At 45.6% G+C, this 13,329-nt stretch carries 9 protein-coding genes, 1 tRNA gene, 1 pseudogene and 1 riboswitch; of the genes and pseudogenes, 3 read left to right on the top strand and 8 right to left on the bottom strand.

Annotation, left to right across the window (positions count from 1 at the left end; all coding sequences use genetic code 11):
* Positions 1 to 1,067, bottom strand: a 1,067-nt coding sequence (locus RIG27_RS30725) for an RNA-guided endonuclease InsQ/TnpB family protein (RefSeq protein ID WP_446350887.1), incomplete at its 3' end; no start/stop codon positions are given.
* A gap of 522 nt (positions 1,068 to 1,589) precedes the next feature.
* On the opposite strand from RIG27_RS30725, the gene RIG27_RS30730 reads away from it, so the two are divergent.
* Positions 1,590 to 1,662 (top strand) — tRNA-Ile (locus RIG27_RS30730).
* Positions 1,663 to 1,716: 54 nt separating this feature from the next.
* On the opposite strand, the gene RIG27_RS30735 is transcribed toward RIG27_RS30730, so the two are convergent.
* Positions 1,717 to 2,136 carry a hypothetical protein gene (locus tag RIG27_RS30735; protein ID WP_446350888.1) on the bottom strand — a complete coding sequence of 140 codons (420 nt, stop codon included), beginning with the start codon at positions 2,134 to 2,136 and terminating at the stop codon, positions 1,717 to 1,719.
* A gap of 119 nt (positions 2,137 to 2,255) precedes the next feature.
* Between RIG27_RS30735 and pyrE the strand changes: the two genes are divergently transcribed.
* Positions 2,256 to 2,882: an orotate phosphoribosyltransferase gene (pyrE, locus tag RIG27_RS30740; protein WP_446350889.1), complete on the top strand. Its 627-nt coding sequence runs from the start codon at positions 2,256 to 2,258 to the stop codon at positions 2,880 to 2,882.
* Between the two features lie 64 nt (positions 2,883 to 2,946).
* Here the strand turns inward: pyrE and RIG27_RS30745 are convergent.
* From RIG27_RS30745 to RIG27_RS30755, 3 genes and pseudogenes are all read right to left on the bottom strand, one after another.
* Positions 2,947 to 6,302 (bottom strand): annotated as a pseudogene (locus RIG27_RS30745) (CHAT domain-containing protein).
* Between the two features lie 224 nt (positions 6,303 to 6,526).
* Entirely contained in the window at positions 6,527 to 6,745 is a 219-nt protein-coding gene (locus tag RIG27_RS30750; RefSeq protein WP_446350890.1) for a hypothetical protein, read from the bottom strand.
* Positions 6,738 to 7,412, bottom strand: coding sequence for a hypothetical protein (locus RIG27_RS30755; protein ID WP_446350891.1), 675 nt, complete (start codon positions 7,410 to 7,412; stop codon positions 6,738 to 6,740). The genes RIG27_RS30750 and RIG27_RS30755 overlap by 8 nt, the downstream gene beginning before the upstream one ends.
* An 878-nt stretch (positions 7,413 to 8,290) precedes the next feature.
* Between RIG27_RS30755 and RIG27_RS30760 the strand changes: the two genes are divergently transcribed.
* The gene (locus RIG27_RS30760) at positions 8,291 to 8,590 is read left to right on the top strand and encodes a hypothetical protein (protein WP_446350892.1); all 300 of its coding nucleotides are present in this window, start codon (positions 8,291 to 8,293) and stop codon (positions 8,588 to 8,590) included.
* A 51-nt stretch (positions 8,591 to 8,641) separates the two neighbouring features.
* Here RIG27_RS30760 and RIG27_RS30765 read toward each other — a convergent pair whose 3' ends face one another.
* The 3 genes from RIG27_RS30765 to RIG27_RS30775 form a co-directional block, all read right to left on the bottom strand.
* On the bottom strand, positions 8,642 to 10,357 hold the full coding sequence (locus RIG27_RS30765; protein WP_446350893.1) for an adenylate/guanylate cyclase domain-containing protein: 1,716 nt from the start codon (positions 10,355 to 10,357) through the stop codon (positions 8,642 to 8,644).
* Between the two features lie 202 nt (positions 10,358 to 10,559).
* Entirely contained in the window at positions 10,560 to 11,933 is a 1,374-nt protein-coding gene (gene thiC, locus RIG27_RS30770) for a phosphomethylpyrimidine synthase (protein WP_446350894.1), read from the bottom strand.
* Positions 11,934 to 11,942: 9 nt separating this feature from the next.
* Positions 11,943 to 12,039, bottom strand: a riboswitch (TPP riboswitch).
* A 450-nt stretch (positions 12,040 to 12,489) separates the two neighbouring features.
* Positions 12,490 to 13,287: a phospholipase D-like domain-containing protein gene (locus tag RIG27_RS30775; RefSeq protein WP_446350895.1), complete on the bottom strand. Its 798-nt coding sequence runs from the start codon at positions 13,285 to 13,287 to the stop codon at positions 12,490 to 12,492.
* Positions 13,288 to 13,329 lie beyond the last annotated feature (42 nt).

Here is a 13,329-nt window from a genome sequence, read left to right on the forward strand (position 1 = left end):
TGCCATCGAACGTGCAACTTTTTGGGTACTTTCTCGCCGCAATTGGAGCAATCTTGTGATGTGTTATGGGCGCTTACTGGAATTACCAACTTCCCAGCATTCTCGGCTTTGTTTGTCAGTATCGACAGAAAGTTTGACCACCCAGCATCCAACACAGATTTAGCCAATCGGGTGCGAACAAGTCCTTTAATATTTAAATTTTCATGAGCAACTACATCATATTTCGACAGCAGATAATTAGCTGTCTTGAAGTGAAAGTCCTTCCGTTTATCTGCTACCTGCTTGTGTTGTTTTCCTAGTTGCTTGATAGCCTTAAGCCTACCCTTACTCCCCTTTTTTCGGCGGACTACCCGTTTCTGGATAACTCCTAACCGTTTTTGAGCTTTACGGTAATGTTGAGGTATCGCAATAGTTTCACCATCGGCAGTTGTCAAGAATTCCTTTAAACCTACGTCAATCCCTGTAATTGAATCTGGGTGAAAATCTGGCTTTATTTCCGGAACTGTCTTGTCTTCTAGGGATAAGGTCAGATAGTAACCATCAGCTTTCTTGGTAACAGATGCTGTTTTTATTTTGAATCCATCAGGGATAGAGCGATGTAGGATAACTTTAACTTGGCCGAACATCGGTAAGTTGATTAGATTACCTTGCCAACACCCATCTTTCATCTGGGGATAAGTCAAGGTGCGATATCGGTTACGGGCTTTAAACCTTGGCTTCCCGCTACGTTTGCCGTTGCTATCGCCTTTGAGGAATTTATCAAACGTTACCTTTACTCTCTTGACTACATCCTGTAGGACTTGGGAGTAAATTTCTTTATACCAGGGATGGGTTTTCTTTAGTTGAGGTAAAGTTTTTTTCTGAGAATAGTAATCTGGGGGGTCTCTTAATTCAGGAAGATGACAGATTAAGGGACAAGCGTTTACTGGAGAACGGTTTTGCTCGTACCAGTTGAATCTATCAGCCAACAAATAGTTGTACTGAGCGCACAGCATAGCTAGCCATCTGTCAAGTTCAATGACTTGCTGTTTGGTTGGGCGTAGCTTGTACTGATAAGCGGTTCTCATTGTCTCCCCAAAGGCTGGTGACTATCTTAATATACACCAATTACAGTTTCAGCGCTAAAGAGGTACATCGAAAATCAACACTCACCCGATTAATTTATTGGTCATTTCTGTACCGACAATGACCCGCCTATCCATCCCGACACCAACCTGGGTACAGGTATGGTGTGGGGCTTCCGGCGAACAGAGCTAACAGTCGAACAGTGTTAACTGCACGTACTCTCGTTGGGGTAAAAAAAGTCGATAGCAAATGTTGCATTTAATTAAGACTCTGGATCGGCGGCGCGATCGCAATCTGAATTTCCCAGCATCACCATTATTCTACTCATGCCGCTTGGCTGCAAATACCCACTCCTTAACAATAGGCAACAAAGCCGATAACATGAACAAGTGCAGCCTTCTGCCCTCTGCCCCGGAGCCTCTTTGTACTAGAAGCATTCTTCTACAATAGGCAACGAGCATCAGGACTAGCTCAACGGTTGCTTCCAACTCCGATTACTATAATATAGAGTAAAGATCTATTAACCAGGGTTGGCCGAGCGGTTGAGGCAGCGAACTCATAATTCGCCCTAGGCAGGTTCAACTCCTGCACCCTGGATTTAATTTGAAATCCTCCCCCGCTCAAGTGGCTGATATCTAGCCGCTACCGTGGTCATGGAGCTTCAAAGAAAAACTCAGTCCCTTCAATTCGCGGACTCGCTTGGGGTCTAAAGCGATCCGAGACAGGCAATAACCGCACCGAGGTGTCAAAAGGATTCGGTAAATCCGGTGTGCGAATCACTGGATCACTGGCAAACTGTCGGTTTAATGCATCCTCGTAGAGAATATTAATCAATTCGGCATCTCGCTCCAGTTCCAAATCCGGAAACGCCGCACTCCCTATTCCACCCGGACCAATCATGTATTCGAGCTGACGTCCGAGACTGCGGTTTTCGTAAAACGTTCCCGATTCGTTGAAAAACGCTCGCTCAAAGGTGTCTGGAATCGTTTCTAGGCGGATTGGCTCAAAGTCTGAGGGTTCTGTTTGTGCCAGTGCTGTGCCTGCCATTATCGTGGACGCCGCAACGACCAAACCCCTGAGCAATATCCTCAACCCCTTATGCATAATTCTTCGCCTCACTTTTCCTCAATAATATTCTGAATACTTGAATTCAGTATAGTGGTGGTTGGATTTTCACCCTCTGAACTATCATGACTGACAACAGTAAACCATTGCTTTCTCTGGATACCTCAACCCCATTAACGCAAGAGCGTCAGTTACTGCTGGATTTATTTTGTCAACTGGCTTACCAAGAGGGAGACTTTGTTCTCTCATCGGGACAGCGCAGTTCCTATTACATTAATGGTAAACAGGTGACGCTGCATCCTCACGGAGGATTAGCGATTGGACAATTGCTACTTTCTTACCTCCCCCAGGATACCCAAGCTGTTGCGGGTTTAACCTTGGGCGCTGATCCGATTGTCAGTGCGGTGAGTGTGGTGTCCGCGATCGCAAATCGACCTATTCCTGCTTTAATTATTCGTAAAGAAGCCAAAGGACATGGTACAAGGGCATATATCGAGGGTCCGAATCTGCCAGCCGGCGCCAAGGTTGTGGTGTTAGAAGATGTGGTAACCACAGGACAATCGGCAATGAAAGCCGTTGAGCGACTGCGAGAGGCGGGGTATCAGGTGGATCAGGTGCTGGCGTTGGTTGACCGTCAGCAAGGCGGTGCTGAATTTTACCAGTCGGTTGGGTTAAAGTTTCAAGCGGTGTTTACGATTCAGGATATTCAACAACGTTATCAACAGCGCCAACAGGATAGCAAAAATTTGTAATCCCTTATCTACAGATCATTTTTATGGATGTAGAGACGTTGCATGCAACGTCTCTAACACAATATCAAGCCAATCCCTGAGAGACAAAACCTGCCCAATAATAGGGATGATAAAAAGGCTGTTTCTCTTTCGCCAACGACTGCAAACGCTGCTGCTGTACCTGAATCTTATCCGCTAAATCCTGCCACTTCTGGCACTCAGCCACATCACCTTTAACGTTGGCATCATTCCGCCGAATCATCGCCTGATCATACTGCTGTTGCAACGACTTGCCAATCTCCCCTTGATAATTCCTGGCAAACTCCTCTCCGGTTAAATTCCGCAGTTTAATCTGCCCCTGCTGTAACGCCTGAGAACGGCTCATCCCCGCCTGACGAAAATTGTAGTAAAAAATCGCTAACAGGGCGCTGGCTAAGTCCTCTACTGACCACTGGGTACTCACTACATTCCTGGCTCCAGCACAGAGAAATCCTGTGGCTAAACTGAGTAAATCATCGGTAACTTCGTTAACACTAAAATTGACCTCGCAGCAGCAAGCAAATACATCAGATAAATTGGGCATTCGCCAACCGGGGCTGATGAGTTGACTCAGGGTTAGAGAACCATCTCCTAATACTAAATAAGAGTCTAGAGGTTGCATCGGATTCGATGTGGCATGATGGCTAGAGTGGAGAATTTGCACCTGTGAGGCTAAGGTTTGATATTCGGTTACTGTCGCCTTGCGCCCTTGCAGGCGTTTATCGGCAGACACGCCGTAGGATTGGGCAAGGGTTTCGCATTCGTAGCGGGTGAACAGTAAGTCTTCTGTGGCATCTTCAACAATACCCATTGTCGGCTGATTTGGGATTGGCGGGCGTTGCTGGCAATAGTAGAGAATTTGGCAGCTTGGTACAATCCGAATCCGGAATAAATCGCCTAAATAGGTAGTGGGAGTTACGGTTACTTTGGGTTGAGATTTTTTGCCAATGACTAACCCCCGTGTTTCTCCATCTCCCTTACTTTTCACGGGATCTAGAAAACCTCTCTCCAAACCTCTCTCCTGCAAGGAGAGAGGCTTGGAATTCTCCCCCTTCCGTAGGAACGTCTCTATCCCATCAATCGGCAACGCGGCAAAGGGCATTTGATGTAAGAACAAATGCGGCACAATAATTAATTCCTCAATTCCGGTGAGATACTGAGAAATCAAATCCTTTAACTGCAAACGCTGGGCGAGTTCTTGGAGAAAGCTTCCCATCTTTTCTCGCCATTCTGCATTTGCCTCAATATAGGGAATAAACCAGTTCTCAATTATCCACATCTGGAATGTTTTAAACCCCTGTCCTTGGCAGGTATAGACTTGTGGACTCTTATCCTTAAGCAGGATAAAAATATGAGTATCATCATCTGTAGTATAGAAACTCAGCAAGGCAGTAGTATCATTTTCGATTAACTCCTGCATCTGGTTTAAATTCAGATGTTCTACCTGAATTTGTCCCGCCAATACCGGATCATAACGGCGTAGTTGTTTCCAAACCTGTTGTTTTTGTTCCTCTAATCTCTCAATTTCTGCTTGGTGTGCTGTTAATGCTTCCCCATCCGGTAATCGACGACTCCCGGTTAATGCTGACGTCGCTTCTGTTTGAGAACTAAACCGTAGGCTATTAATCCGCTGGTGCAATTCTTCATAGTCGATTAACAATTCTTGGATTTCTGGAATAATTTCTCCCCCTGGGTTAAGCACATCACTCGCCATCAATTCAACTAGGCGTTGACAACGGAAGCGTTCGGTATATTCTAAAGCCTTGCCAATTTCACCAATATTCAGATAAGCTTGGATGATTCTTTCGTACACGTTAATTGAATCCGTGAGAATCTCTTGGCGGCGTTCTTCATCAATCACCCAATTGCGGCTTTGTTCGACTGCTTGGATGGCTAGTTCGTAGCTTTGAATCGTTAATATAAAATCGTGATTATCCCAGGCGAGGTTGCCTAAATTACAGCTAGTTTTGAAGCATTCAATTGGGATATTATTGGGAGTATAGACCAGTAAAGCTTTTTTACAATGTGCAATCGCCGCTTCTCGATTCTCAGCCCTATCCCCGCGTATTCTATCACTATAGGCAGTCGCCAGATTGATTTGAGTCATTGCCCAATCTTGGGGAAAGTCGGACTGTTTAAGGATAAGTAAAGCCTGATGATAATGTGCGATCGCCGCTTCTAAATTCTCCGCCTTATTCCCGCGTATTCTATCGCTGTAGGCAATCCCCAGATTGTTTTGAGTCATTGCCCATTGTTGGGGAAAGTCTGACTGGGTATAGACAACTAAGGCGTTATCATAATGTGCGATCGCGGCTTCTAAATTCTGTGCCCTATCCCCACGTATTCTATCAGTATAAGCAGCCGCCAGATTGTTTTGAGTGGTTGCCCAATCTTGGGGAAAGTCTGACTGGGTACGGACAACTAAAGCGTTATCATAATGTGCGATCGCTTCTTCTATATTTTCTGCATTATCCCCACGAATTCTATGATTGTAGGCAAGAGCTAGATTGTTTTGAGTCATTGCCCAATCTTGGGGGAAGTCTGACTGGGTATAGACAAGTAAGGCGTTATGATAATGTGCGATCGCTTCTTCTATATTCTCTACCTTATCCCCCGAAATTCTATGATAGTAAGCTGTTCGGCATTTAAACCTTAATGTCAATAATGACGAAATCCTTGTAGTGCGAGCATCTTGCTCGCTACTAATACCCAATTTAAATGCATGACAGCTTAAGCAAGAGCCAGATTGTTTTGAGTACCTGCCCATTGTTGGGGAAAGTCGGACTGGGTATAGACAAGTAAAGCGTTATGATAATGTGAGATCGCCGCTTCTAGGTTCTCAGCCCTATCCCCGCGTATTCTATCGCTATAGGCATTCCCCAGATTGTTTTGAGTGGTTGCCCAATCTTGGGGAAAGTCTGACTGGGTAAAAATGGCAGCAACGGCTTGATAGCCAGCAATAGCAATTTCTTTGTTACTAGCGATATTCCCCAAGGGGAAGTGTTGAATCAAATTACTAAAATTGCCAATCTTCTCAGCGATAAATTCACCAGCATCTGGTTCAATTTCAGTGAATGTTTCTATTCCCAAAGCTGCCAATATCTGGGCTAAGTTGTCATCCAGCTTATCCAGATTATTTTGTAGCAGAGGGTATATTGATTGGGGACAAGGGTCATCTGCCACTACCTGCAATACAGACATCAAGAAATCGAGATAATCTTGAGGTGTTACCGAGGTTGAACCTAACCCTCCCAACCTACTAGCGAAGAGGCGAGAAATACTCCCCTCTCCTTGCAGGAGAGGGGCAGGGGGAGAGGTTGAGTAACTCCCCAGCATTTCCGCTAATTTTGCTGCTAACGCTAGTAACCACTTCGCGGCATTCTCATTTCCCGCCTCAGCCATTTGTGCCGCAACTGCTTTCATTACCTGCACAAACTCCTCATCCACTAATTCGGCGTTCGCCTGCAATAAGGAGAATTTTTCCCCATTGGGACAATTCAACAGAGATTCAATCAGGTTAATATAGGCAGTCATTCGTTGTTCATCCATTGGTGTTTCTCCTCAGTATTCAGAACGTTTACATAAACAGAAGATTGAACATAAACGATTAAGGTTTAGCCGTCTATCTACACCTCCACCACCTCAAACGCCTGATAAAACCCCCGCCAATTTTCCTCTCCTTCCAAATTAACCCACAATTGATGCAACCGTTCAGTATCCCAAATCGGTGCAGGTTCCTCCTCATTCGGTTTTAACCAGGGAAACTCTAACCAGCGATTCACTACAATCCCCAGAAACTCTTCTTTTCCTGGACTATCAAACTTAATTTTATCTTGCTCACACATTGCCCCAAGCTGAGGCACGAGAATTGTTTCTCCGGTGAGGCGATGTCCTTGGCGCAAATGCGGCTGATGGACACATTACATACTGACTCTCACTGCCGCGATTCAGTAATAATAAATGTCCCGCCTCACACTCTAAATCAATATGCATCATCGAGGGAATATTCAAGCCAATCACAGGTTGTTCTCGCATCTTCCCCAGAGGAACCACTAATTTCCTATCCCCCGGCTTAACCGGAGTAAATCGAATCCAATCTGCTGGAGAATCCGCCTGCTTTACCAACCCCTGCCAAATCCAATCCAATTGCCATCGGGGAAACTTATCCTCCCACAACCACTGATAAACCACCTCCCACGCGCCTTTTTTACCCCGTTGTCGCTGAATTAACGGCGCTGTATTCACCCCATCGTTTGCCATTTCCTCACCAAACACCTCCACCAGCCGCCGAATTACATTTTGTACCGTTGTATTAATTGAGGTTTGACAATTAACCCCCTGTAACGGTTCTGTCTTACTCATTTGTTTGGCGATTTCCGGATGAGACGGCTGAGACTCCCGCCGCTGAAACCGCAGCGGAAAGAAGATGCGTTTTCTGAGATTTTTATCGGTAATATCTCGTGGAAATAACTGCTGGTTGATATCGTCCAAAAAGTTTTGATTGTAATTCATAGTGTTAACCCTAGGTTTTTGACATTTTCACCCTCATCCCCTAACCCGCTTTTATCCCCCTCCCGTCTCCCTTCAAAGCCTAACTTTTTAGGGGAAGTCTAGAAACCTGAATCGGGGCGGGTTTAGTCACATCTGGATGCAACCGAAAAGATAGTAGTGAAACCCGCCCCTACACAATCTCTCACTCAAAACTAGGTTCCCTTGAACGAAGCAAAGGATCAAAACTTACCTCCCTTCCTTGTGTCACATACCGTGAAAAGTTAGCTGCTTAATCCCTTTTTGTTCCCCTCTTTCTCCCCTCTTGCTCCCCTCTCCCGTGCCAAAAAAGCGAAGCATCCTTAGTCCTCCCCCCTTGCCAAAAAAGCGAAGCATCCTTAGTCCTCCCCCCTCTTGTAGGGGGGAATGTGGGGGGTAGGGGGGAACGAGGGGGGTTGGGAGAGGGGCTGGGGGTGAGGGCTGGCTTAAGCTGATGGTGAGGGGGATTGTGGCTTAACTTGACCTAGATAGCAAGCCTTGCGCCCCTACATTTAACGTAGCAAAACCGATGTAAATTGTCAGTAGGAACACCCTAAAAAATAAAACCTACTATTTCCAGCTATTTCCAATTATTTCCGACTATTTATAAACCATTTACCCCTATTGACAGACAATTATAGTAATCGCCATAGCGGTTAAGACGCATCATTTAGTAGAGACGTTGCATGCAACGTCTCTACAACAGTTCGTTTGTCCTAATCGATGTGTCTACTGCTATAACTGCAATTTACCACCACACCAATCAATCAAATAACTTTTTCTAACTATTTATTCCAGTTTTCAATCTGTTTATTCCATCGCCACAATAGACCTCATAACCCAAAATTAAACGAGGTCAAACCATGAAATCTCAAACATCCAAAACCTGGAAAAAGAAACTCTGGCTATTAGCCGAATTCCTAATTCCTAACCTCATCGGCTGGTTATTCAAATCCCACCTAGAACCGGGAGTCAGTCTGTGCTTCCTACTGTGGAATTGGCTAATGGATGAACACACGCAATCCGATGAACACCAACGCCGCAAATCCTGGCTCATGTTCTTAATTCTTTCTGGTATGGCGTTAGCGATATCATTCAGTTTTCCTGCTTCCTCTGTAGATTGTGAGACATACATTAACCCTCAAATTGGTCACGATTTATAGTAGAAGGCAGAAGGTAGAAGGGAATAGGAGTGCGAGCGGTTCGCCTACTTCTTACTGTTGTACAATTGACGGCTTCTTACCAATTAACCAATAGGTTTTCATCTTCCCCTTGCCTTTAACCCGGATAAACCCCCGTTCGACTAACTCATACTTGTCTCGCAAGCGCTGATACGTTGTCTCAGTCACCTGAATTTTGTCCGGTTGACCGCGAGATTCCATGCGGCTAGCGATATTCACCGCGTCACCCCAAATATCATAGCTAAACTTAGTCGTGCCAATGACGCCAGCAATGACGACTCCAGTGTTAATCCCAATCCGCAAACGAAAATTCTTACCCGTTGAGGTGTTGATGTGTTCAAGGCTTTGTTGCATATCCAGTGCCATTTGCGCGATCGCATCGACATGGTTGCTCTGAGGGGTAGGTAGTCCGCCAACCACCATATAAGCATCACCAATGGTCTTAATTTTTTCCAAGCCATGCTTTTGGGCTAATCGATCAAACGCCGAAACGATCATATTGAGCAAGCTAACCAGTTCTTGGGGAGAAATCTGACCGGCTAGTTGAGTGAACTTTACCAAGTCGGCAAATAAAATGGTCACATCTTCATGTTTCTGGGCGATTAATCCTGGTTCATGTTGCAACTGCTTGGCAATGGGTTGGGGCAGAATATTCAGTAACAAGTTCTCAACTTTTTGCTTTTCCCGTTTTAAAGCCGCATCGGTTTGCTTGCGTTGGGTAATATCATGAAAGAAAACTGAGAGTCCTTCATAGGAGGGAAACACCCGCACTTCAAACCAGCATTTGATGGGTGGGTAGAAGGCTTCAAAGGTGACAGGACTCTGTTTATCCATCGCTTTGTGATATTGCCGATCAAATTTTGAACCCACCGCATCGGGAAAAGTGTCCCAGATATTCTGACACAGTAATTCTTCAGGTTGGCGCTGTAAAATTTGAGCGCCGACTTGATTAACGTAGGTAAACCGCCATTTCCGATCTAAGGCAAAAAACCCATCAGTCATGCTTTCCAGGAGTTCGACGACTTGCTGATCTGAGACTCGCTGCTTGGCTTCGACTTCCTGACGCCTAGCAACTTGGCGATTTAATCGGGTTAAATTCAACCGTAGTTCCATTTGGTTAATCACCTGACGGCTGAGGGCTTGCAGGGCGTTGATCTGTTGCGGTGTGAGATCGTGAGGAATCTGGTCAATCACACAGAGGGTTCCCAGGGGAAAACCATCTTCAGTTACTAAAGGAGCACCAGCATAAAATCGAATATTCGGATCAGACGTTACCAGAGGGTTCCCGGCAAACCGCTCGTCTTCTAAGGCATTGGGTACAACCATGATATCTTTGGGATTCAGAATAGCATGAGCGCAAAATGCCTGGTCTCTGGGTGTTTCTTGCGCCTCGATGCCAACTTTTGACTTAAACCACTGGCGATTTTGATCAATCAGGCTAATCAGGGCGATGGGAGTCCCACAGATGTGCGAGGCTAACATCGTCATGTCATCAAAGTCTTGTTCGGGCAATGTATCAAGGATGTTGTATCCCTGAAGAGCCTTGAGCCGTTCTGCTTCGTTGCCAGGTAAGGGTGCAGCTTGCATCGGGGGTGGAGTAGAGGAGGACTGATGCGGCTGATGCGATCGCAGCGACGCGATCGTGTTATATAAACCTTTACCGAGTTTTGCCAGCCATCTGATGATACTGACAATTCCTCTAGTCAGATTTTTTTTTAACCTTCTACGTTGACGATTCGGCTTAAACAAGGGTTAACCGTTTTGAAACACTGCACAATGTATCTAAATGGTAGCCACACCACTTGAAGCATGAACATTAATGACTTGCTGGTAACTATTTTGACTGAAACGGTGAAAACCTGCATAAGCCCTAAGAATCAATTCCAGTTAATAAACAAGAAAAAAAGGTGGGTAATACCCACCCTCTTGTTCTATGTGTTATAATTTTAAGCTAGCTTTGCTTAACAGGTTCCTTGGCTAAGAACTTCTCCAATTCTGTCAACGCATCCGCATCAACCTTGGTTTGCATTGGGCAGAACTTGGGTCCACACATTGAACAGAATTCAGCCGTTTTATAGATATCTGCTGGCAAGGTTTCGTCGTGATATTCTTTTGCTCTGTCGGGGTCAAGTGCCAACTCAAACTGGCGGTTCCAGTCGAAGTTATAACGGGCGCGGGAGAGTTCATCATCTCTGTCGCGTGCGCCGGGACGATGGCGTCCAATATCAGCAGCATGGGCAGCTATTTTATAGGCAATTAAGCCATTTCGCACATCTTCAGCATCGGGTAATCCTAAGTGTTCTTTCGGCGTCACATAACACAGCATGGCTGTCCCATACCACCCCGCCATGGCTGCCCCGATCGCGGACGTGATATGGTCATAACCCGGAGCAATATCAGTCACCAAGGGTCCGAGCACATAGAACGGTGCTTCGGAACACTCTTCCATCTGCTTCTTTACATTAAACTCAATTTGATCCATCGGCACATGACCGGGACCTTCCACCATCACTTGCACATCATGTTCCCAAGCGCGGCGAGTTAGTTGTCCCAAGGTTTTCAGTTCAGCTAATTGCGCTTCATCAGAGGCATCATGGGTACATCCTGGACGCAGGGAATCGCCTAAACTGAACGAGACATCGTACTTCTTGAAAATCTCGATAATATCGTCGAAGTGAGTGTAGAGAGGATTCTGCTTATGGTGGTGCAGCATCCACTTCGCCAGGATACCGCCACCGCGAGAGACAATCCCAGTGAGGCGATTTCTAACCAAGGGTAGATGTTCAATCAGAAGTCCCGCGTGGATGGTTTGGTAATCAACCCCCTGCTGGGCGTGTTTCTCAATAATGTGGAGAAAATCATCCGCCGTCAGGTTTTCTATCGTACCGTGAACGCTTTCCAGGGCTTGGTACACGGGTACCGTACCAATGGGTACAGGGGAAGCGTTGATAATCGCCGTGCGGATTTCATCTAGGTTTCCGCCCCCCGTGGATAAATCCATCACCGTATCCGCGCCATATTTAACCGCCAGGTTCAACTTGGCGACTTCTTCGTCAATATTAGAAGAATTAGGAGACGCACCGATATTGGCATTGACTTTACACTTAGACGCGATGCCGATCGCCATCGGTTCTAAGTTGGTATGGTTAATGTTGGCAGGAATAATCAATCGTCCCCGCGCCACTTCATCCCGAATCAATTCGGGGGAGAGGTTTTCCCGCCTTGCGACATAATCCATTTCCTCGGTAATCACACCTTGGCGGGCGTAGTGCATTTGTGTAACATTACCCTGTCCTTGCCGCTTGGCAACCCATTGTGATCTCATATTTACATTCCTTTTAATAAACAGCTTCCCTCCGCTGGTCTTAACCAGTCTCAGGTTCTCAGGGTGTAATCTCAGCCTGGTTGCTCAGGCACCCCTAGCTTTAGTTGTTCATCCTACCACTAGGCTTGGGTGAGGGGATAAAGCGTTATAAAAGTTTACATTTGGAGTGACCGAAAAATTGGGTCAGTAGGGTGGGTTAGGCGGTACTCAACCCACGGAAACGAACCATTGAATGATCTATCCAACCTAACCCACCAAGTTATCCTTGATTCTGGAGTGACAAAAGATTCGGGTTCCTCAACAAAATTAATGAATTTCCCCTTAATAATAGCGGGGCGAGTCGAGAAAATTAATGAATTTCCCCTTGATGATAAGCTGTTCGGCATTTAAACCTTAATGTCAATAATGGCGAAAGGATGGTAGTGCGAGCATCTTGCTCGCTACTAATACCCAATTTAAATGCATGACAGCTTAGTCCAGCGACTCGCCCCTACAAGATTACAAGGTTACCTAACCAAATCTAGGGCTAAAGCCCTTACTACGAACGAACCTCAAGTTAAAATCGCTGCGTCTCTTTGTCGAATAATTCCTGAATTTTTGGCAAATCAGATACTAATGTTCCCCGTTCATCCCGGAATGTGCGGTTGGGATCTCCCTTAAATGACAGCCAGTTAAAACTGGTGACAATAGCAAACTTGGAGTCAGAGATAATGATTTTGGCGTGGGTATCACCCAAACGCTTGAGACAAAAGTTATCGTACTGCTGCTCTAATTTTTTTATCGCGTTTTCTGCTTTCTTATCGCGGGTTTTCTGATCTTCCTTTTCCCCTAAGCCATATCCAATAAAAACCTTGACTCCCCGCTTGAGAAGCTTCTCTAACTGTTGAATTAACCACTTATTTGTCGCGTTTGCTCGAATCCAAGGAGAAATAATTAAAAGACGTTCTTGACTATCTCGGAGCGCCTGTTCGAGCAAATGGCGATGTTCGTAAACCTCTAACCAACGAATCGGAACAGCATTGAGTTGAGCCTGGAGTTGTTCTATTTCCTGGTTAGCGGCTTGAAGTTGTTGCTCAAGTTCTCTCTTTTCGTGATCCGTCTGGGTTTGTTCAATACTCTGGCGAGTGGTTTCAATAGTAGCGCGAATCGAAGCTACCTTATCTTGCAGATTCTCCACGTCAGCGAGTGGAGCTTGAGCCACAAATTCACGTCCTAAAATATCCTCTGCTAACGTCTTGAATTCGCTGTCCTTAATATTTTCCAGGATACGGAGTTTCTTCACACCATTAGCACGAGAAAAAGCTTGTTCATGCTCAGGGGATAGCCTACCATCAATGGCAAAAGTAACCTGCACTTCATCCCTATCTTTGGCTTTATAGAGTAGGGCTAATGCTGG

The organism is Coleofasciculus sp. F4-SAH-05 (assembly GCF_040222985.1).
Taxonomy (GTDB): Bacteria; Cyanobacteriota; Cyanobacteriia; order Cyanobacteriales; family Coleofasciculaceae; genus Coleofasciculus; species Coleofasciculus chthonoplastes.